The sequence below is a fragment of the Planotetraspora kaengkrachanensis genome, assembly GCF_016862895.1.
In the GTDB taxonomy this organism is placed as follows: Bacteria; Actinomycetota; Actinomycetes; order Streptosporangiales; family Streptosporangiaceae; genus Planotetraspora; species Planotetraspora kaengkrachanensis.
This window is the reverse complement of sequence record NZ_BONV01000013.1, coordinates 113,076-133,733: the sequence shown is the minus strand read 5'-3', so window position 1 is coordinate 133,733 and position 20,658 is coordinate 113,076. Positions and strand designations below refer to the sequence as shown.

Here is a 20,658-nt window from a genome sequence, read left to right as displayed (position 1 = left end):
CCTTAAGCGAACGGGAAGTTGATGACGCCCTTGGCGACCAGCCGCACATAGAGGTCAGCGATCATGACCGAGTACATCGAGGCCCAGGCGAACTGCTGGTGCCTGGCGTTGAGCTTCGAGACGAAGGTCCACGCCTTGTACCGGATCGGATGCCTCGAGAAGTGGTTCAGGCGGCCGGCGGTGATGTGCCGGCAGGAGTGGCAGCCCAGGGTGTAGCAGAAGATCAGGATGGCGTTGGCCAGCAGGATGAGCGTGCCGAGTCCAACGTGGCCCCAGTTGCCGTGCTCGTCGCGGAACGCGAGGATCGCGTCGTAGGCCAGGATCGCGCCGATGACCACGGCGAGGTAGAAGAAGTAGCGGTGCACGTTCTGGATGATCAGCGGGAGCCTGGTCTCGCCCGAGTACTTCGTGTGCGGCTCGGACACCGCGCAGGCCGGCGGCGACAGCCAGAACGACCGGTAGTACGACTTGCGGTAGTAGTAGCACGTGAGCCGGAAGCCACCCGGCAGGCCGAGGATGAGCAGGCCGGGCGGCAGGCCGTACCAGTCGCCGAACGGCGCGAGCCCGAGGAAGCGGGCTCCCTCCGGGCAGGAGGTCGCCAGGCAGGGCGACGAGAACGGTGCGATGTACGGCTCGGCGAAGTAGCTCTTGTCGAAGATCGCCCAGAAACCGTAGATCAGGAATGACATCAGCCCGGCGAACGTCAGCGCCGGGGTCAGCCACCACCTGTCGGTGCGTAGCGTGCGAACGTTCAGTTGCGCTCGCTGTTTGCGTATCGGGCTCTCGGCCGTTGTCTGGCTCATCGGAGACTTTCCACCCTCTGGCACGCTTATGGTGGGGGAAACATTACGACGGCCACTCCCCCAAGTGTGAGAAGGGTCACTCGCAACCGTCTGTGATTCCCGTCACTTCCCCGGCAACTTGACCACAGTCACGAAGAAATCGTCGATCTGTCGCACGACGCGGATGAACTGGTCGAAGTCCACGGGTTTTGTCACGTACGCGTTTGCATGCAGGTTGTAACCCTTGAGGATATCCTGCTCCGCCTCCGACGTGGTGAGGATCACAACCGGGATGATCCGTAACGCGGGATCGTCCTTGATCTCCTGCAGCACTTCGAAGCCGTCGACCCTGGGCAGGTTGAGGTCGAGCAGGATCAGGTCGGGCCGAGGATTCGCCGCGTACGCGCCCTCGCCCCGCAGGAACATCAGGGCCTGCTCGCCGTCGTGCACCACGTGCAGCCGGTTGCCGACCTTGTTGTAGGCGAACGCCTCCTTGGTCAGGAGCACGTCACCGGGATCGTCCTCGACGAGGAGCACCTCGATGGGGCGGTAGTCAGGCATCGGGCTCTCCCACGGCCGGCAGCGTCCATCGGAACGTGGCCCCCGGACCCTCCCCGGAGTCGAGCCAGATCCGGCCGCCATGATATTCGACGATCTTGCGGCAGAGGGCGAGCCCGATGCCGCTGCCTGGATATACGTCACGCGGATGCAGGCGCTGGAAGATCAGGAAGATCCGGTCGGCGTACCGGGGGTCGACCCCGATGCCGTTGTCCGCGCAGCTGAACTCCCACATGACGCCGTCACGCCGTACGCCGATGTGGATGCGGGGCGGATCGGCGGAGCGGAACTTGACGGCGTTGGCGACCAGGTTCTGGAACAGCTGGGTCAGCAGCGGAACGTTGCCGAGGATCTCCGGCAGGTCGTCATGGGTGACGACGGCGTCTGCGTCGGAAAGGAGGGCGTCCAGGTTGTGCAGGGCCGCCTCCAGCGCGTCGGCGCAGCGCACCGGGTGGAGGTCCCCGCCGACCCGGCCGACTCTCGAGAAGTCGAGCAGGTCGTTGATGAGCAGCTGCATCCGCTTGGCGCCGTCGACCGCGAAGGCGATGTACTGGCGGCCGCGGTCGTCGAGCTGGTCGCCGTAGCGCTGCTCGAGCAACTGGGTGAAGCTCGCCACCTTCCGCAGCGGCTCCTGCAGGTCATGGCTGGCCACGTAGGCGAACTGCTCCAGCTCGCCGTTGGACCGGGTGAGCTCGCGGGTCTGGTCGGAAAGCTGCCGCCGCGCCTCCATCGCCGCCCGCCATTCGTCGACGATGCGCCTGCGCATTCCGTCGACGTGCCCGGACAGCTCCCGCAGCTCGTACGGCCGGTCGACGCCGAGCTCGTGGTCGAAGTCCCCGGCCGCGACCGTCCGCACCTGTTCGCCGAGCCGCGCCACCGGGCCGAGCACGACCCTGCGCACGATGAGCGCGCAGCCGATCACCGCGGCCACCACCGCGGCCACGAGCGCGCCGACCGCCACATAGATCGTGTTCCAGCCGTTGTACAGACGGTTCCTGCCGATGTCGTGCAGCCGGTTCAGCTGGCTCTCCTGCGCGTCCAGCGCCGTGCGGACGCGGGCGAAGAGCTCGACGTTGACCTTCGCCGAGTCGCGGTTCAACGCCCGGGTCCCGGTCGAGGGGACGGCTGCGACGATCTTGTCCGCGTAGTCGCGCCGCCATTCGGCCGACGCGGCGGTCAGCCGGTCCAGGCCGGCTCGTACGGCGGGAGCCTCGGGGAGGCGGGGGATCAGCGTGGTGAAGGCGGCGGTGGCGGTCTGCTCGGCGGCGACACCCTGGCGGTACGCCTCGAGGTACTGCTGGTCGGTCGTCAGGCCGTAGGCCCTGATGGCGCCCTCCTGGGCCTGGAGGGCGGTCGAGATCTCCAGGGTGCGCAGCGTGGCGGGGTCGATCACGTCGACCAGCGTCTGCCTGGCCTCGCGCGTCGTGGTGAGCGTCAGCAGGATCGCGGTGACGCCCAGCACGAAGACGAACGCGGAGCCCATGCCGGCCAGGACGAACCACCTGGCCAGGGGGAGCCCTCGCCTGCCGGGCGGAGGTGCCAGCGGCGCGAGAGGCTCCGGTTTCATCATGGCGTCCCGGTGTTCCCTTCCACGACGTCTCCTTTGGAGACCAGCACGGCGGCCACGTCGTCGTTGAGCGCGTCGCCCACCTGGGCGATGATCCTGTCGAGGTCGACGCCGCCGTGGTCGCGGATGATGTCGGCCAGGCCCTCCGTGCCGAGCATGTCGCGGCCCGGCCCGACCGTCGCCTCGATGAGCCCGTCGGTGTAGAGCAGGAGCGACCACCGGTCGCCCAGCGGGATGTCGACGGGTTTCCAGTCGACGTCGTCGAAGATGCCGAGCGGCGGCCCCGACGGAATGTCGGTGACGACGTCCACGACGCCGTCACGGATCACGAGCGGCGACGGATGGCCGACCACGTGCATGCGGGCGGTGCGCAGCTCCGGGTCGATCGTGGCGGTGCACAGGGTCGTGAAGATCTCCGGCGACTTCCGCTCGTTCCTGAGCAGCGTGTCGAGCGTTCCCAGCAGCTCGTCTCCCGTGTGGCCGGCGAGCACGAGGGTGCGCCAGCCGATGCGCAGCGCCGTGCCGAGCGCGGCCTCGTCCGGCCCGTGGCCGCAGACGTCGCCGATCAGGATGTGCAGCGCGCCGTCGGCGGTCTGCACGGTGTCCCAGAAGTCGCCGGCCAGCAGGCCGCGCACCCGCCCGGGCAGGTATCTCGTCTGGTGGTGCAGCGGCGAGGCCGAGGGGAGCAGCGGGACGGGGAGCAGGCCGCGCTCGAGGCGGGCGTTCTCCTGCCCGACGATCCGTTCCGCGACCAGTTCGCGCATGGCGACGTCGGCGCGCTTGCGCTCGATGGCGTAGCGGATGGCCCTCGTGAGCAACCGGTCGTCCACATCCTGTTTGACCAGGAAGTCCTGCGCCCCGGCGGCCACCGCCTCGATCCCGACGTGGGCGTCGTTGAGGCCGGTGAGCACCAGCACGGCGGTGTCCGGGGCCGTCGACAGCACCTGCTCGAGGGCTTCCAGGCCGGTCGCGTCCGGCAGCGACAGGTCGACCAGGACGCACTGGACGTCGTCGGTCAGCCGCTCACGCCCCTCGGCCAGCGTGCGGGCCCAAGTGATCTTCGGAGGTCTCTCGGCGTCCGCGAGCAGTTCCTCGACGAGGAACGCGTCGGCCGAATCATCCTCGATCAGCAGGAGGGTGAGCGGGTCGGGCAGATCGGGCGAGGGCGTGATCACTGACGCCTCTCGAACGTCGGGGACACGGTCGCCAAATCTTATCGTCTATCTACGTCGTCTCGATGGGCCGTTGGGGGGCGAGTGCCTCGATGCCGGGAGACAGGGTCCCCTGGGCGGCCGCCTCCACCAGGAACGACAGGAGCTCGGAACGGAAGGCCTGGGCCGCACGCGTCGGTTCGACGTCCTTCCTGTGGGCGAGCGCCACGGTTCTGCGCAGCCCCGGGAGAAGCGGCGTTCCCACCAGCCCCGGCCGTCCGTCGAGCACCATCGACGGGACCACGGCCACTCCCAGGCCCGCCTCGACGAACCGCAGGACCGCGTCCATCTCCCCGCCCTCCACGGCGAAGCGGGGTTCGAACCCCGCCTGCCTGCACGCGGTGAGCGTGGCCTCGCGCAGGTCGTAGCCGCGCCGGAACATCACGAGGGGACGCCCGCGCAGTTCGTCGATCCGGATGTGCGGCCTGCGGCCGGGCTTGGCTGCCGAGGCGACGACGAGGTCCTCGCGGAGGATCTCCTCGGTGACGAGCGAGGGGTCGCTGCTCTGCAGGGGCAGGATGATGAGCGCGAGATCGAGCTGTCCTCTCGCCAGGTCGCGGACCAGGTCGCGCGACCCGCCCTCCTCCACCTGGAGTTCGACGCCGGGATAGTCGCCGTGGAAGCGGGCCAGCACGTCCGCCAGCAGCCCCGCGCACAGGGAGGGCGTCGCGCCGAGCCGTACGCGGCCCCGCCGGAGGCCGGCGAGCTCGGCCACCTCGCGCCGGGCGGTCTCCGCGTCGGCCAGCATGCGCCGGGCCAGCGGGAGGAGGGCCTCGCCGGCGGGGGTCAGCGTCACGTTGCCCCGGGCACGGCTGAACAGGGGCGCCCCGAGTTCGGCCTCGAGCGCCTTGATCTGCTTGCTGAGGGACGGCTGGGCGACCCGCATCCGCTCGGCGGCATGGGTGAAGTGGCGGGTATCGGCCACCGCGAGGAAGTAGGCCAGCTGTTGGAACTGCACGTGTCGAAAGCCTACGACCTGTCCATTCTGTGAGATTGGTCGCACCCGGCGGCAGCCGGAGAGGCCGCCCGACCGCGAAGGGCACGGGGGATAGCCCAGGGCTATCGGAACCAGACCTGCGATGACTTGGACGCCCGAACCGCGTTCTGCCTAGCTTGGCGGATGTGACAGCCACAGTTGACCACAGCGTCGACCGCGCGCCCGCCGCCCCCGTGCGCAGGCGGCCTCGCGGCTTCTTCGGCTCATCGAACGGCAAGAAGGCGGTCATGGCCGTCACGGGCGCCGTCCTCGTGCTCTTCCTGGTCGGCCACATGGTGGGGAACCTCAAGTCGTTCCTGGGCGCCGACTCGTTCAACCACTACGCGGAATGGCTGCGGACGGTGGGCTCGCCCGCGCTGCCCAACCGCACCCTGCTGACCATCGCGGAGATCGGCCTGGTGGTCGCGGTCGTGCTGCACATGTGGTCCGCGGTGTCGCTGGCCAGGCGGGCCGCCAAGGCGAGGCCCGTCAAGTACGCGGCCAGGGTCAAGCCGCAGGCCGGTGGATACGCCACGCGGACCATGCGTTACGGCGGGGTCATCATCCTGCTCTTCGTGATCTGGCACCTGCTCGACCTCACCTTCGGGGTCGTGAACCCCAAGGGCGGGCAGGCCACGCCGTACGACCGGCTCGTGGCGGGCTTCGCGCCCGACCGCTGGTGGGTCACGGTCTTCTACCTGGTCGCCATGGTGATGGTCGGCCTCCACCTGCGGCACGGCCTGTGGAGCGCACTCCAGACGCTCGGCCTGGCGCACCGCTACAAGGCGCTCAAGGCGACTTCCACCGTGGTCTCCGCGGTGCTCGTCCTCGGATTCGCCGCCGTGCCCGTAGCCGTGATGATCGGAGTGGTGAAATGACGCTCTCGTGGACGGTCGGTGAGCCGATCAAGGATACGAAGGCCCCGTCGGGACCCATCGAGGAGCGCTGGGACACGCGCAGGTTCCAGGCCAAGCTGGTCAACCCGGCCAACAAGCGCAAGCTGACCGTCATCGTCGTCGGCACGGGCCTCGCGGGCGGCTCCGCGGCTGCGACGCTCGGTGAGCTGGGCTACAAGGTCAAGTCGTTCTGTTACCAGGACTCGCCCCGGCGCGCGCACTCGATCGCCGCGCAGGGCGGGATCAACGCGGCGAAGAACTACCGCGGCGACGGCGACAGCGTCTACCGGCTGTTCTACGACACCGTCAAGGGCGGCGACTTCCGCGCCCGCGAGTCCAACGTGTACCGGCTCGCCCAGGTCAGCGTGAACATCATCGACCAGGCGGTGGCGCAGGGCGTGCCGTTCGCGCGTGAGTACGGCGGGCTGCTCGACACCCGGTCCTTCGGCGGCGCGCAGGTCTCCCGCACCTTCTACGCCAGGGGCCAGACGGGCCAGCAGTTGCTGCTCGGGGCCTACCAGGCGCTGGAGCGGCAGATCGCGGCGGGGACCGTGGAGATGCACACCCGCCACGAGATGCTCGAAGTGATCGTCAGTGGCGGGCGGGCGCGCGGGATCGTGGTGCGCGACCTGGTCACCGGCGAGATCGAGAAACACCTCGCGGACGCGGTGGTGCTCGCGACCGGCGGCTACGGCAACGTCTTCTTCCTGTCCACCAACGCCAAGGGCTGCAACACCACGGCGATCTGGCGGGCGCACCAGAAGGGGGCGATGTTCGCCAACCCCTGCTACACGCAGATCCACCCGACCTGCATCCCCGTCAGCGGCGAGTACCAGTCGAAGCTGACGCTGATGTCGGAGTCGCTGCGCAACGACGGCCGCGTCTGGGTGCCGCAACGCACGGGTGACGACCGGACGCCGGCCGACATCCCCGAGGACGAGCGCGACTACTACCTCGAGCGGATCTATCCGGCTTTCGGAAACCTCGTCCCGCGGGACATCGCGAGCCGCGCGGCCAAGAACGTCTGCGACGAGGGCCGCGGCGTCGGCCCCGGCGGGCTCGGCGTCTACCTGGACTTCGCCGACGCGATCGCCAGGCTCGGCCGCGACGCCGTCGAGAAGAAGTACGGCAACCTCTTCGAGATGTACGAGCGCATCACCGGCGAGAACCCGTACGAGACGCCGATGCGCATCTATCCCGCCGTGCACTACACGATGGGCGGTCTGTGGGTCGACTACGACCTGCAGTCGACGGTCCCCGGCCTGTTCGTGATCGGGGAGGCCAACTTCTCCGACCACGGCGCCAACCGCCTCGGCGCGTCCGCGCTGATGCAGGGCCTCGCGGACGGCTACTTCGTGTTGCCGACGACGGTCGGCGACTATCTGGCGGGCTCCAAGACCTTCGGAGACGTGGACCAGGCCGACGTCGCCGCGGCCGAGGCCGCGGTACAGCAGAAGATCGAGCGGTTGCTGTCTGTCGACGGCACCCGCACCGCCGACTCCTTCCACCGCGAGCTCGGCCGCCTCATGTGGGACTACTGCGGCATGGAGCGGACGGACGAGTCGCTGCGCAAGGCGCTGGAGCGGATCCCCGAGCTCCGCGAGGAGTTCTGGAACAACGTGAAGGTGCCGGGCGAAGGCGAGGGCCTGAACCAGGCGCTCGAGCGTGCGGGCCGGGTGGCCGACTTCTTCGACCTGGCCGAGCTCATGTGCCTCGACGCCCTGCACCGCACCGAGTCGTGCGGCGGCCACTTCAGGGCCGAGTCGCAGGACGAGGACGGCGAGGCGCTGCGCGACGACGAGCACTTCGCCTACGTCGCCGCGTGGGAGTGGAGCCCCGAGGGCCCCGTCCTCCACAAGGAGGAACTCGAGTACGAATACGTCAAGATGACCCAGCGGAGCTACAAGTGAGCGAGCGCGCAGCGTGCACGGGGAGGCGGGCATGAACCTGACCCTCAAGATCTGGCGCCAGAACGGCTCGTCGGATCGCGGACGGATGGTGACCTACGAGGTCCAGGACGTGTCGCCGGACATGTCCTTCCTGGAGATGCTCGACGTCCTGAACGAGCGGCTGATCCTCGAGGGGGACGACCCCGTCGCCTTCGACCACGACTGCCGTGAGGGCATCTGCGGCATGTGCGGCATGGTCATCAACGGCGTCGCCCACGGCGAGCAGCGGGCGACGACGACCTGCCAGCTGCACATGCGGCATTTCGAGGACGGCGCCACCGTCACGATCGAGCCCTGGCGCGCGGCGCCGTTCCCCGTGGTCAAGGACCTCGTGGTGGACAGGTCGGCGTTCGACCGGATCATCCAGGCGGGCGGGTTCATCTCGGTTCCCGCGGGTTCCGCGCCGGACGCGCACGCCGTGCCGGTGCCCAAGGACGACGCGGACGCGGCGTTCGACGCGGCCACCTGCATCGGGTGCGGCGCCTGCGTGGCCGCCTGCCCGAACGGCTCGGCCTCGCTCTTCACCGCCGCCAAGATCACCCACCTCGGTCTGCTCCCGCAGGGGCAGCCCGAGCGGGCGTCCCGGGCCAAGGCCATGGTCGAGCAGATGGACGCCGAGGGGTTCGGCGGCTGCACGAACACCGGTGAGTGCACCGCGGTGTGCCCCAAGGGCATCCCGCTGGACGCCATCGCCCGCATGAACGCCGACTACATCAAGACCGCGGCCAAGTAGGTCGCGCAAGCACGCCGTGCCGATGCGGCGGACGTCGCCCACCGCGCGTCCGCCGCATCGGCGTCTTCCCGCTTGCGGGGGGATCGGGTGCCTACTGGCGTGAGGTGCCCACCTCGGCGCGCATCTCCACCTGAAGGGTCGGAAGGTCGATACCGGCGTCGGAGAGGATCCTGACGCCGAGGCCCTGCCCCTCGCGGAGCAGGCCGAGGAGGATGTGGCCGTCGCGGATGTCGCGGCTCTTGAGGGCAAGGGCCTCACGCAGGGACAGTTCGAGGACCTTCTTGGCGCGCGGTGTGAAGGGGATGCTGCGCCCGCTGACCAGGCCGCCTCGCCGGTCCCTGGTCGGCTGGCGGTCGAGGGCCCCCGGCCCGAAGGCGGCCTCGACCTTCTCGCGGACCGCCGCCAGATCGATGCCGATGGCATCCAGGGCGTCCGCGTCGATGTCGCCGATCGGCAGGGTGCCGAGAACGCGCACCACCGCCTCCGAGGCCTGCGCGTGATCCAGTCCGTGCCTGTTGACGAGCCGCGCGGACGCGGTGTCCGGCTGCTCCAGGATGCCGAGGAGAAGGTGCTCGGTCCCGATGTGGTTGTGCCGCAGACTCCGGGCGTTCCCCTGGGCGAGTTTGACCACTTGCCGGGCCTCGTCGGTGAATCGTTCGAACATCGTCTACTTCTCCCGCCTCATCAGTCCCCGTCCACCCGCGTACTTCTTGTGCACCGCCTGCCGCGTCACTCCCAGCAGGAGCGCGATGTCCTGCCAGGACCATCCCGCGGTGCGGGCGTTCTCCACCTGCAGTGCTTCCAGCCGCTCCACCAGCAGCCGCAGGGCCCGTACGGCCCGCAGCCCTATGGCCGGGTCGCGGCTGCCGGCGTCGTTGGCCAGCTGTGCCGTGTCGCTCATGCCGTAAACCTAAGTTGACAGCGGCGGCCTGTCAACCGGAGTTGACGACGGAAAAATCATTTGCCCGATGACCTGCGATCTTGCGAGCCTAGAATGACCATGACTTCCTTGCCTGCCGCCGATCCCGGCACTCCAGACACCCGCAGTCCCTTCCGGTATCTGTGGTGGGTCGCGCTCGCCCAGAAGTGGCCGCTGGCCATCGGGATCGGCATGGCGATCCTGTGGTGGCTCGCGCAGGCGCTCGTCCCCGCCGCTCTGGGCCGGGCGATCGACGCGCTGGCGGGAAACAGGATGGCCGAACTCGTGCAGTGGTCGGCGGTGATCCTCGGCCTGGGCGTGATCCAGGCGGTCACGGGCGTCCTGCGGCACCGGTTCGCGGTGCTGACCTGGCTCGGCGCGGCCTACCGCACCGTGCAGGTGACCGCGCGCCAGGCGACCCGGCTGGGCGCGACGTTGCCGAAACGCCTGTCGACCGGCGAGGTCGTCAGCGTCGGCAACTCCGACATCGCCCACATCGGCAACGCCATGGACGTCCTGCTGCGCGGCACAGGAGCGCTCGTCGCGATCGGCACGGTGACGGTGATCCTGCTGGCCACGTCGCCTCCACTGGGGCTGATCGTGCTCGTCGGCGTCCCGCTGATGGCGGCGGCCGTGGGCCCGCTGCTCAGGCCCCTCCACAGGAGGCAGCACGCCCAGCGCGACCTGCAGGGCAACCTCGCGACCCGCGCCTCCGACATCGTCGGCGGCCTGAGGGTGCTGCGGGGCATCGGCGGCGAGGAGCTGTTCTCCTCCCGCTACCGCGGGGAGTCGCAGGAGGTGCGGCGGGCCGGCGTCCGCGTGGCCTCGGTCGAGTCGGCGCTGGAGGGCGCCCAGATCCTGCTGCCCGGAGTGCTCATCGCGGCCGTCACCTGGCTGGGCGCCCACTTCGCGCTGGACGGGCGGATCAGCCCGGGCCAGCTCGTCTCGTTCTACGCCTACGCCGCCTTCCTGATCGCCCCCCTGCGGACGATCACGGAGGCCGCCGACAAGCTGACCAAGGGACATGTGGCCGCCCGCCGTGTGTGCCGGATCCTGTCGCTGGACCCCGAGATCGGGGGCGGCACGGGCACCCTGCCCGCTGAGGCCGCGTCGGACGTCCTGCTGGACGCCGAGTCCGGCGTCGCCGTACGGCCGGGCAGGCTGACCGCGCTCGTCACGGCGGTGCCCGAGGAGGCGGCGGCCATCGCGGACCGGCTGGGACGCTACACGCCCGGCGAGGTGACCCTCGGCGTCGTCTCCCTGGCCGAGCTGCCGATCAACGAGGTCAGGCGGCACATCCTGGTCGCCGACAACGCCGCCCGGCTGTTCACCGGCCGTCTGCGCGACGAGCTCGACGTGCGGGGCGCGGCGACCGACGACGACGTACGGCTGGCTCTGCACGCCGCCTGCGCCGACGACATCGTCGAGGCGCTGCCAGACGGCCTCGACGCCCGGGTCGCCGAGGCGGGCAGGGAGTTCTCCGGCGGGCAGCAGCAGCGGCTGCGGCTCGCCCGGGCGCTGACCGCCGACCCGGAGGTTCTGGTCCTGGTCGAGCCGACCAGCGCGGTCGACGCCCACACGGAGGCCCGCATCGCGGACCGGCTGGGCAAGGCCCGCGCGGGCCGCACCACGCTGGTCTGCACCACCAGCCCGCTCGTCCTCGACCGCGCGGATCTGGTCGTGTTCGTCGAGGACGGCAAGGTCAGGGCCGAGGGGAGCCATCGGGAACTGCTGGACGCGGAACCCGGCTACTCGGCCGTCGTCACAAGAGGGGAGGGCTGACCATGGCAGGACGGATTCTGCCGGTCGCCGACCGCGCGCAGGTGCGTGCCTACGCGCGGCGGCTGACCCTGAAATATCCGAAGGAGCTGGGGCTGGCGCTGTCCCTGCACGCCCTGGCGGCGATCGCGGGCCTCGCCTCTCCGCGGCTGCTGGGAGAACTGGTCCAGGGCGTGGCCGACGGTTCGCGCGACGTCGACGTCGACACGGTCGCGCTGGCGATCGCGGGCTTCGTGGTCGTGCAGGCGGTGCTGGTCAGGTTCGCGGTCTACGCCTCGTCGCGGCTGGGCGAGAAGGTCCTGGCCGAGCTCCGTGAGGACTTCGTCGACCAGGTGCTCGCCCTGCCGTTGTCGACGGTGGAGCGTGCGGGCTCCGGCGACCTCATCACGCGCACCTCGCGCGACGTCGACGCCCTGTCCCGGTCCGTGCGGCACGCCGTGCCCGAGACCCTGATCGCGGTCGTCACGTGCGTGTTCGCCCTGGGCGCGCTGTTGCTCGTCGGCCCGATCATGGCCGTGCCCTGCCTGGTGGCGGTGCCCCTGATCTGGATCTCGACCAGGTGGTACCTGAAGCGGGCGACGGACGGCTACCTCCGGGAGAACGCGGCGTACGCGGACATGACCGAGGGCCTGGCCGAGACCGTCGAGGGCGCTCGGACCGTCGAGGCCCTGGGCATCGAGAGCCGCCGCCACCGGCGGACGGACGGCGACATCGCCAAGTCGTTCGCCGCGGAGCGCTACACCCTCGGGCTGCGGATGATCTGGTTCCCGACGGTCGAGATCGGCTACGTGATACCGGTCGTGGCGACCCTGCTGCTGGGAGGGCTGTTCCTCTCCGAGGGCTGGGTCTCGCTCGCCCAGGTCACCGCGGCCACGCTGTATGTGCAGCAGCTGATCGACCCGCTCGACCGGGTGCTGTCCTGGATGGACGAGCTCCAGGTCGGCGGCGCGTCGATGGCGCGGCTGCTCGGCGTGGTCAACGTCCCTGACGACCGGGTCGCCGGCGACGAGCGCCCTCGCGGCGAGGAGCTGGAGGCGACCGGTGTGACGTACGCCTACCGCGAGGGTCACGACGTGCTGCACGGCATCGACCTCGACGTCCGCGCGGGGGAACGGCTCGCCATGGTGGGCCCGTCCGGCGCCGGCAAGTCCACGCTCGGACGCCTGCTCGCGGGCATCCACGGCCCGCGTACCGGCTCCGTCACCGTCGGCGGCGTCGAACTCGTCGAGTTGCCGCTCGACGAGCTGCGGGGCCACGTGGCGCTCGTCACGCAGGAGCACCACGTGTTCCGCGGGTCGCTGCGCGACAACGTGCTGATCGGCCGGCCGGACGCGACGGACGACGAGGTCCGCAGGGCGCTCGAGGCCGTGGACGCCTGGGAGTGGACGCAGGCCCTCGACAAGGGCCTGGACACGATCGTCGGCTCAGGCGGCGAGACGGTCTCCCCGGCCCAGGCGCAGCAGCTGGCGCTGGCCAGGCTCGTCCTGGCCGACCCGCACACGCTGGTGCTCGACGAGGCCACCTCGCTGATCGACCCGCGAGAGGCCAGGCATCTGGAGCGCTCGCTGGCCGCGGTCCTCGAGGGCCGCACGGTGATCGCGATCGCCCACCGGCTCTACACCGCCCACGACGCCGACCGCGTGGCCGTCGTGGAGGACGGGCGCGTGAGCGAACTGGGCTCGCACGACGAGCTCGTCGCGGCCGGCGGGGCGTACGCCGCGCTCTGGGACAGCTGGCACGGCAAGGGCAGGTGAGAACGGCCGAGGGCGGCCGGCTCCGCGACAGTCGCGGGACCGGCCGCCCTCACGTTCCCTAGGGAGACAGGACCTAGCTCCGGCGGAACTCCCCGCCGAGCGAGCCGGTGAGGAACTGCAGCTGGAGCAGCAGCAGGTTCTCCGCGACGACCTCCTGCGGAGTCATGTGGGTGACTCCGGACAGAGGCAGGACGGTGTGCGGGCGGCCCGCCGCAAGCAGGGCCGACGACAACCTGAGCGTGTGCGCCGCGACCACGTTGTCGTCCGCGAGGCCGTGGACCAGCAGGAGCGGCCGCTCCAGCTTCTCCGCGTCGCCGATCAGCGACGACGCCTCGTAGTGGCCCTCGTCGGGGTGGCCGAGGTAACGCTCGGTGTAGCAGGTGTCGTAGAGCCGCCAGTCGGTGACGGGGGCTCCGGCGACGGCGGCGTGGAAGACGTCGGGCCGGCGCAGCACGGCCAGGGCCGACAGGTAACCGCCGAACGACCAGCCCCGGATCGCCACCCGCGACAGGTCGAGGTCGTCCGGATACAGCGCGGCCACCCCCTGGAGGGCGTCCACCTGGTCTTCCAGAGCCAGGGACAGGTCGTGCAGCACCTCGCGCTCGAACGCGGGGCCGCGGCCGGGCGTGCCCCTGCCGTCGGAGACCACCACCGCGAAGCCCTGCTCGGCCCACCACTGGGGCTCGAGGAACATCCGGCCGGCGGCGAGCACCCGCTGCGCGTGCGGCCCGCCGTACGGGTCCATGAGGACGGGCAGGCGGCGGGAGCCGGGCACGTGCCAGGACGGCAGCAGCACGGCGGTGGACAGCTCGCGCGAACCGGCGCGCACGAGGGTGACCCGGGGCTCGAGGCCGGGGCGCTCGGTGACCGAGGCGACGGGCACGGTGGTGCCGTCACGGCGCACGACGGTCACCGTCATGCCCTCGGTGTCGAGGCTCTGCCGCTGGACGACGGTGACGCCGCCGGACAGGCGTCCGGAGTGCACGCCCGGGTCGGTGGTCACCGGGCGGAGCGAGCCGCCGGAGTAGGTCCACAGCTGGATCTCTGTGGGCTCCGTCGAGGCCGTGAACAGGACGGTGTCGCCGTCGACGTCGAGGACGGCGCGGACCTGCAGCGTCGGGGGCGTCACCGGCTCCTCGCCGACGACCAGGCGGTGCCCGCCCTCCGCCACCGTCACCCAGACGAGCCGCCCGTCGGTCAGACGGCCGGGCACGCCGGGGACGATGTCCAGCCAGGCGGGGTCGGTGTCCTCCCTGACGAGCTCCGTCGCGCCCGTCGAGGGGTCGACGTCGAGCAGGCGCCGGGTCCGCTGGTCGCGGGAGAGCGTGACGACGGACAGTCCGTGCCCGTTCCAGGAGGCCGTCACCAGATACTCCTGCTCGTACGGCACCGCGACCCGTGAGCCGTCCAGGCCCAGCACGAAGAGGGAGACCTCCGCGTTGGCGGTGCCGGCGGCCGGATAACGCTGGGCCACGGCCGGCCGGTCCGGGTTCGCCGGGTCGGCGATGTGCCACAACCCGACCGGGGACTCGTCGACGCGTGCGACCAGCAGGCGGTCGCCGGACGGCGACCACCAGTAGCCGCGCATGCGGTCCATCTCCTCGGCGGCGATGAACTCCGCGAGGCCGTAGGCGACCTGGTCGCCCTCGGGCGCGGCCAGCACCTGGTCGGCGCCGGTCGCGACGTCCTGGACGTGCAGGGCACCCGCCGAGACGTAGGCCACCCGGGTGCCGTCGGGGCTCAGCCGCGGGTCGATCACCGCGCCCGCGGTCGTGAGCCCGCGCACCGCGCCCGTGGCGAGGTCGGCCAGGTGGAGCTCGCCGGACAGCGCGAAGACGGCCTGCCGCGCGTCGCGGTCCGCAGCGTAGGCGACCACGCCGCCGGCCGACTCCCGCGAGCGCTCGCGGCGGGCCCGCTCCTCGGCGGGCAGGTCCTCGTCGGCGGCTCCCAGCGAGAGCGGGTCGACCACGAGGCGCTCCACCCCGGTGGCGCTGTCGAGCTCCCACAGGCAGGTGACCGGATCCGTGCCCGACTTCGTCCGGAGGAAGACGACCCGGCTTCCGTCGGGGGAGATCGTGAAGCTGCGGGGGATTCCGAGGGTGAACCGGCGGGTCCTGGCGTACAGCCGTGGGAAGCTCTCAGTCATAGCCCCCCATACTGTCAGCCGTCCCGGCGGGTGGGGCGATGACCTAGGCTCGAAGCCATGACTGATCGGCGCCTGCTGCTCGTTCACGCCCATCCCGACGACGAATCGATCGGCACTGGGGCGACGATGGCCCGATACGTGACCGAGGGCGCCCACGTCACGCTGGTCACCTGCACGCTCGGCGAGGAGGGGGAGATCATCCCGCCGGAGCTCGCCCACCACGCGGCCGATCGTGACGACACCCTCGGGCAGTACCGCATCGGCGAGCTCGCCGCGGCGTGCAAGGCGCTGGGCGTCACCGATCACCGTTTCCTCGGCGGCGCGGGCCGGTGGCGCGACTCGGGGATGATGGGCGCCGCGACCAACGACGACCCCCGCTGTTTCTGGCGGGCGGACGTCGACGAGGCCGCGGCCGAGCTCGTCACCGTGATCCGCCAGGTGCGCCCGCAGGTCCTGGTCACCTACGACGAGAACGGCTTCTACGGGCATCCCGACCACATCCAGGCACACCGGGTGGCCTGGCGTGCCTTCCAGCTCGCGGCCGACCCCCGCCACCCGGGCGGCGACCCGTGGCGGATCGCGAAGTTCTACCACACGGCGATGCCCACGTCGGTGATGAGGCGGACGGCCGAGGCGATGCGCGAGGCCGACGTGGAGTTCTGGAACGTCGACTCCGACGACATGCCCTTCGGCTGCGCCGACGGGGACGTCACGACGGAGATCGACGCGCGGCCGCACGTGGAGGCCAAGCTCGACGCCATGCGCGCGCACGTCACCCAGATCGCCGTCGACGCCCCGTGGTTCGCGCTCTCGAACAAGATCGGCCAGCAGGCGCTCGGCGTCGAGCACTTCATCCTGCGGGCCGGCGTCCCCGGTCCCAGCGGCGTCGGCGCGCCCCATGAGGCCGGCGGCGTGGGTGAGCCGTACAACCGCGAAGACGACCTGTTCGCGGGCATCCGCTAACCTCTGCGGCATGAGACCGGTGACGGGCGCGGCCTACGGGATGTTGTTCCTCCTGGGCCTCGTGCTGGGCGTCGTCGGCGCGTTCGAGCACTCCTGGTACGTGGGAGACGTGCCGATCGCCGCGTTCGGCTGGCTGCTGATCCTGTTCGCCGTGCCGTACGCCATGGGCAGGCTGATGGGCGGCAGGCTCGGGGCGGTGGCGCCGGCCGTCGGCTGGCTCGTGTCGTCGTTCCTGCTCGCCACCCGGCAGCCCGCCGGAGACCTGGCGATCGCCGGAGACTCGGCGGGCTACTGGTACCTCTACGGCGGCGCCGTCGCCGTCGCGGCCGCCGCCCTGTGCACCCGCTCCAGCGGGTCGTGGTTGCTGAAGTCGCCCGGCGGCACCTGAGACCGGTCCTTTACCTCAGGACGGCCGTCGCCGATTCTGAGGTCATGCGGCGATGGCACCGGACTCGGCAGGTGATCAACTACGTCAACCTCTCCACCCCGGCCGGCCTGCTCATCGCGGTGATCGGCGGTGCGCGGCCGCGCAGGGGGGATCAGGGCCTGATCTTCGCTCACGGGTACCGCATCCCCTTCCCCCTCGCCGGGGCCTTCACGGTCGGCAACGTGGTCCTCACCAGGAACGGCGAGGGCTACCTCACCGGCAGGCTCCTCGACCACGAGGCCCGGCACGCCAGCCAGTACGTGGCGTGCGTGGGCCTGCCCATGATCGTGCTGTACGTCGTCGCCGCGGGCGTCTCCTACGCCATCTGCGGGAATCCCGCCTCGTGGAATCCCTTCGAGCGGCTGGCCGACCTGGACGACGGCGGTTACCCCCACCTGGCCGCCCGGTGGAGCCGATCACGGAGGGGGCGATCCGGCCATGACCTTCACGACCGCTGACCTGTTCGACGCCCACGGTGACGCGCTGAGCAGCTGCGTCACCCAGTTCCGTTCGTACGGCTCCCGCACCCGGTTCTTCGGGCGGATCGAGACGGTCCGCTGCCTGGAGGACAACGCGCTCGTGCGCGAGGTGCTGGGCACGCCCGGGAACGAGCGGGTCCTCGTCGTGGACGGGGGCGGATCGTTGCGCACGGCCCTGCTGGGCGACCTTCTCGCGGCGTCGGCCGTACGGCACGGGTGGTCGGGTGTGATCGTCAACGGCGCGGTCAGGGACACGGCGGCGCTGGCCGGGCTCTCCCTCGGCGTGAAGGCCCTCGGATCCAACCCGCGCAGGAGCGCGAAGGAGGGACGGGGCGAGGTCGGCGTCCCGGTGACCTTCGGCGAGGTGACCTTCACTCCGGGCGCGTGGCTCTACAGCGATGAGGACGGGGTGGTCGTGAGCGCTCAGAGGCTCCACGACTGACCGGTCGGGGTGTCGGCAACCTTCACCCCGAGCTCGGCCAGTTCGTCGCGGAGCCGGTCGGAGACGGCCCAGTCGCCTTCCGCCTGCGCGAGTTCACGCGCCCGCAGCAGTTCCCCCGCGCCGGGCGGGAGCGTTGGGACCTTCCCGATGTCGGCCGACAGGTCGAGGCCGAGCACGTGGTCCAAGTGGAGGAACGTCTCGAACCTGGAGCCGGGCGCCACGTCGCCGTCGTCCTCGAGGTCCTGCAGGAGCCGCAGCGCCTCCGGCACGTCGAGGTCGTCGTCGAGCGCCCGCTGGACCGCCTCGGCCCGGCCGGCGTCGATGGGACGGCTCGGCGACTCGGCCCAGTCGGCCACCCGCCGCCGCCAGCGCCGCAGAGTCCTGGCCGCCGCCCGGAGCGTCTCCCCGGTGAGCTCGGCCCGCTCCCGGTGATGCCGCTCCATGAGCGCGAGCCGTACGGCCAGCGGGTCGAGGCCCTGGGCCGTGACGTCGGACAGGAGCACAGGGTCGGGGCCGTCCGTCCGCCTGCCCTCGAAGAACAGGGGGCCGCTGCGAAGCCAGGGGGCGGTCGTCTCCCGGCCGGCGGCCGCGCCCGACTCGGCGCGGACGCACTCCTGATGGCCGTCGGCCCCGCCGGCGTAGAGGTCGACCCGCCCGCCGAGGAACCGCGCGGACAGGGCCGAGCAGCCCACGTGGGGGCCCGGGGAGCCGGGACCCCAGGGGGAGTCCCATGCGGGCACCGCCGCCGTCCACAGCGGCCACCGGGGTTCCGCGTCGAAGTACACCGAACCGTCGGGCGCGGGAAGGGCCCGGCCCCGCTCGATCAGCCGGGTGATCAGTTCGATCGTCTCCCCGACGTTCTCCGACTCCCGCGGGGTGTGCTCAGGAGTGCGGATGTTGAGGGCGAGCGCGTCGGCGCGGAAGGCGTCCTCGTACAGCGGCGGGGGCGGCTTGCCGTCGGAGGGCCCGGCCTCCCCGTGGCCGCTCACGTCCGCGACGCTCCGGCAGGCGACCACGCGTGGTCCCCGCCGCTCCGCCACCCGCCTGACCAGGTCGGCGAGCAGGAGCGAGCGGAGATCTCCGAGGTGGGCGTATCGGTGGGAGGGGGGCCCGCAGACGTACATCCGCAGGACCCGCGAACCCGTGGCGACGACCGGCTCCATCTTCCCGGCGCGCGTGTCGTAGACCCGGAGCATGCTCCCGAGCCTAGGCGAGGAAACCGAGGATGTCCCGGTCGCCCCGCTCTCTCAGCCGCTCGAGCACCTCTTCGCGGGTCGCGCCCTCGGGGAGGCCGATGCGTGAGCCGATGAGCCGCAGGCCCTCCGCCTCGGACGCCACGGGGGCCGTGTAGCCGATGAGGTGCAGGGCCCGGTTGAGCGGCGGGACCCCGGCCGCCGCCGGGAGGAAGCGGGTCAGCAGTTCGCCGCCGTCGGAGACCGTGATGAAGACGTGGTCGCCGTCAGAGGCGTTGTAGTCGACCAGCACCGGCCTGATGGATCCCATGGTCGGCTGGTTGTGCCAGCTGATCACCACGTCGCCCGCCGGCGTGGAGGCGGTCAGCTGCCCTCCGGGCGCCATCCCCAGGTGGGCGGCGAAACCGGTCGGCAGCGGAGACCCCGACCCGCGCAGATGCTCGGCGTTGATGTCGACGCGGTGCCACCAGCGGCCGTCGCGGCTGCGGAACGACCGACGGGTCATCGAGACGTCCTTGCGCGGGTGGTACGGCTCGCCCTGCTCCGGCCCGGCGACCCGGATCCAGCCGCGCTGGGTGCGCTCGAATCCCGGCCCGCCCGCGTACGCACGGACCGAGCTCTCGCTCACCTCGTAACGCGAGGTCAGGTTGGCGACGATCGTGTTGACCGACGCCTCGCCGCCCGCCCGCTCGATCTCCCTGGCGATCATCTCGCGGATGCCGAGGTACTCCTCGCCGCCGCCCCAGCGCCGCAGGCCGTACTTGTTGCGGTCGAGGCGGATGAACCGCTCGTCCGAGGCGAGCTGGTTGCGCACGCCGACGACGCTGTGGTCCGCCCCGATCCGCTCCTGGATCTCCTCGGGGCTCAGGGGGGCGCCGGCGACGGCCAGCACCGCCTCGGCCTTGTCGTTGACGCCGCGCGGCCACGGAACCACGTGCCCGTCCAGCACCCGCAGGTGGGGGACGGAGACGAGCCACCGCTCGGCCAGGTCCTCGCGCACGCCGAGCTGGGAGACCAGGGAGACGGCCTCGTCTAGCTTCCGCGGGCCGTCCGCGAACAGTTGCCGGGTCTTCTCCCGCAGTTCCTCGGCGCCTCCGGCGACCATCCATCCGTCCGCCTGCTCGTAGCCCGTGAGCAGGGTGCGGACGAAGCGCCACGCGGGGATCGCGAGGGTGGCCAGCTCCGTACGGTGCCACGGTGCGGCGAGGGCGAGTTCCTCGGCGGGTACGGCGGAACCGAGCCGGGTGTGCAACCACGACAGATGGGCGTTGAGAGGCGCGGCCTCCGGCCCGGCCAGCCAGCTCAGCACGTGCTCGCGGAGGTCGCGCTCGATCTGCCTGATCCGCTCCCGGGTCACGGAGAACCTCTGGGCCAGCTCGTCGAGCGTGGCCCGCTGCGCCGTCTGGGCGGCGTTCTGCGAGGCGTCGAAGTACAGCCGGTCCCTCGCGATGGCCCGCTGCCGGTCGTCCAGCCGGGCGAAGAGCCGGTCGATGATCTCCGGCAGCGCGCCCGCAGACGGATCGTCCGAGGGCTCGGTCGCCACCAGCTTGTCGAGCACTCCGGTGAACAGCCTGTGCACGCTCTCGCGGGAACCCGGCGTCTGGAGGCAGTCCGCGGGGTCGGTGAATCTGAGCAGCGGCAGGATGTCGCCGAGGATCAGATGATCCCAGCAGGCGCTGGTGAGGTCGGTCAGGCGGGACGCGACCTGCGCGGCTCCCACCAGGGCGCAGGCCCGGTCGAGCGGAAGCGACTGCCACCAGGCGTCGGGAAGGCCGGGATCGCTCGCGATCGGCTCCACCTGGCTCGGCGCCGTCCAGCGCAGGGGGGGCACGATGTCGCTCAGGCTCAGGTTCAATGCAGGTCCAACCGGCAAGGGGAATATAT

Annotated in this window: 19 protein-coding genes; 9 read left to right on the top strand and 10 right to left on the bottom strand. The window is 71.2% G+C overall.

What is annotated here, in order from left to right; translation table 11 throughout:
- Positions 1–2 precede the first annotated feature (2 nt).
- The 5 genes from sdhC to Pka01_RS16470 form a co-directional block, all read right to left on the bottom strand.
- Positions 3–803 (bottom strand): succinate dehydrogenase subunit SdhC, encoded by an 801-nt coding sequence (gene sdhC / locus Pka01_RS16490; protein WP_203883635.1) that lies wholly within the window; start codon positions 801–803, stop codon positions 3–5.
- Between the two features lie 102 nt (positions 804–905).
- Positions 906–1,343 carry a response regulator gene (locus tag Pka01_RS16485; protein ID WP_203883634.1) on the bottom strand — a complete coding sequence of 146 codons (438 nt, stop codon included), beginning with the start codon at positions 1,341–1,343 and terminating at the stop codon, positions 906–908.
- A complete protein-coding gene (locus tag Pka01_RS16480) occupies positions 1,336–2,910 on the bottom strand; it encodes a sensor histidine kinase (protein WP_203883633.1) in 1,575 nt (524 codons plus the stop codon). Before Pka01_RS16480 ends, Pka01_RS16485 begins: the two co-directional genes overlap by 8 nt.
- Positions 2,907–4,082, bottom strand: a complete 1,176-nt coding sequence (locus tag Pka01_RS16475; RefSeq protein ID WP_203883632.1) for a PP2C family protein-serine/threonine phosphatase — start codon at positions 4,080–4,082, stop codon at positions 2,907–2,909. Before Pka01_RS16475 ends, Pka01_RS16480 begins: the two co-directional genes overlap by 4 nt.
- 49 nt (positions 4,083–4,131) lie before the next feature.
- Complete coding sequence (locus tag Pka01_RS16470) at positions 4,132–5,076, bottom strand: LysR family transcriptional regulator (protein ID WP_203883631.1); 945 nt, start codon at positions 5,074–5,076, stop codon at positions 4,132–4,134.
- 164 nt (positions 5,077–5,240) lie between these two features.
- Between Pka01_RS16470 and Pka01_RS16465 the strand changes: the two genes are divergently transcribed.
- Genes Pka01_RS16465 through Pka01_RS16455 form a run of 3 tightly spaced genes read left to right on the top strand, consistent with a single transcriptional unit; the run spans position 5,241 to position 8,672 of the window.
- Positions 5,241–5,972, top strand: a complete 732-nt coding sequence (locus Pka01_RS16465) for a succinate dehydrogenase cytochrome b subunit (RefSeq protein ID WP_239115047.1) — start codon at positions 5,241–5,243, stop codon at positions 5,970–5,972.
- Entirely contained in the window at positions 5,969–7,900 is a 1,932-nt protein-coding gene (locus Pka01_RS16460) for a fumarate reductase/succinate dehydrogenase flavoprotein subunit (RefSeq protein ID WP_203883630.1), read from the top strand. The genes Pka01_RS16465 and Pka01_RS16460 overlap by 4 nt, the downstream gene beginning before the upstream one ends.
- Before the next feature lie 31 nt (positions 7,901–7,931).
- Complete coding sequence (locus Pka01_RS16455; protein ID WP_203883629.1) at positions 7,932–8,672, top strand: succinate dehydrogenase/fumarate reductase iron-sulfur subunit; 741 nt, start codon at positions 7,932–7,934, stop codon at positions 8,670–8,672.
- A gap of 91 nt (positions 8,673–8,763) precedes the next feature.
- Here the strand turns inward: Pka01_RS16455 and Pka01_RS16450 are convergent, their stop codons facing one another.
- Together Pka01_RS16450 and Pka01_RS16445 are read right to left on the bottom strand one after the other, a co-directional pair.
- Positions 8,764–9,336: a Clp protease N-terminal domain-containing protein gene (locus tag Pka01_RS16450; protein WP_203883628.1), complete on the bottom strand. Its 573-nt coding sequence runs from the start codon at positions 9,334–9,336 to the stop codon at positions 8,764–8,766.
- A 3-nt stretch (positions 9,337–9,339) separates the two neighbouring features.
- Entirely contained in the window at positions 9,340–9,573 is a 234-nt protein-coding gene (locus Pka01_RS16445; protein WP_203883627.1) for an RNA polymerase subunit sigma-70, read from the bottom strand.
- A gap of 99 nt (positions 9,574–9,672) precedes the next feature.
- Here Pka01_RS16445 and Pka01_RS16440 point away from each other — a divergent pair, with 99 nt between their 5' ends.
- Together Pka01_RS16440 and Pka01_RS16435 are read left to right on the top strand one after the other, a co-directional pair.
- Entirely contained in the window at positions 9,673–11,373 is a 1,701-nt protein-coding gene (locus Pka01_RS16440) for an ABC transporter ATP-binding protein (RefSeq protein ID WP_203883626.1), read from the top strand.
- Positions 11,374–11,375: 2 nt separating this feature from the next.
- Positions 11,376–13,124 carry an ABC transporter ATP-binding protein gene (locus tag Pka01_RS16435; protein ID WP_203883625.1) on the top strand — a complete coding sequence of 583 codons (1,749 nt, stop codon included), beginning with the start codon at positions 11,376–11,378 and terminating at the stop codon, positions 13,122–13,124.
- Between the two features lie 73 nt (positions 13,125–13,197).
- Here Pka01_RS16435 and Pka01_RS16430 read toward each other — a convergent pair whose 3' ends face one another.
- Complete coding sequence (locus Pka01_RS16430) at positions 13,198–15,270, bottom strand: LpqB family beta-propeller domain-containing protein (protein ID WP_203883624.1); 2,073 nt, start codon at positions 15,268–15,270, stop codon at positions 13,198–13,200.
- A 57-nt stretch (positions 15,271–15,327) separates the two neighbouring features.
- Between Pka01_RS16430 and mshB the strand changes: the two genes are divergently transcribed.
- The 4 genes from mshB to rraA are packed head-to-tail and all read left to right on the top strand — an operon-like array spanning position 15,328 to position 17,581.
- Positions 15,328–16,233 carry an N-acetyl-1-D-myo-inositol-2-amino-2-deoxy-alpha-D-glucopyranoside deacetylase gene (gene mshB / locus Pka01_RS16425; protein ID WP_203883623.1) on the top strand — a complete coding sequence of 302 codons (906 nt, stop codon included), beginning with the start codon at positions 15,328–15,330 and terminating at the stop codon, positions 16,231–16,233.
- A gap of 10 nt (positions 16,234–16,243) precedes the next feature.
- Positions 16,244–16,621 carry a DUF6113 family protein gene (locus Pka01_RS16420; protein WP_203883622.1) on the top strand — a complete coding sequence of 126 codons (378 nt, stop codon included), beginning with the start codon at positions 16,244–16,246 and terminating at the stop codon, positions 16,619–16,621.
- Positions 16,622–16,665: 44 nt separating this feature from the next.
- The gene (locus Pka01_RS16415; protein ID WP_203883621.1) at positions 16,666–17,118 is read left to right on the top strand and encodes a hypothetical protein; all 453 of its coding nucleotides are present in this window, start codon (positions 16,666–16,668) and stop codon (positions 17,116–17,118) included.
- Entirely contained in the window at positions 17,099–17,581 is a 483-nt protein-coding gene (gene rraA / locus Pka01_RS16410) for a ribonuclease E activity regulator RraA (RefSeq protein ID WP_203883620.1), read from the top strand. Before Pka01_RS16415 ends, rraA begins: the two co-directional genes overlap by 20 nt.
- Here rraA and Pka01_RS16405 read toward each other — a convergent pair.
- Positions 17,563–18,777, bottom strand: a complete 1,215-nt coding sequence (locus Pka01_RS16405) for a CysS/YqeB C-terminal domain-containing protein (RefSeq protein ID WP_203883619.1) — start codon at positions 18,775–18,777, stop codon at positions 17,563–17,565. The genes rraA and Pka01_RS16405 overlap by 19 nt on opposite strands.
- Before the next feature lie 10 nt (positions 18,778–18,787).
- On the bottom strand, positions 18,788–20,629 hold the full coding sequence (locus tag Pka01_RS16400; RefSeq protein WP_203883618.1) for a sigma factor-like helix-turn-helix DNA-binding protein: 1,842 nt from the start codon (positions 20,627–20,629) through the stop codon (positions 18,788–18,790).
- Between the last annotated feature and the right edge of the window lie 29 nt (positions 20,630–20,658).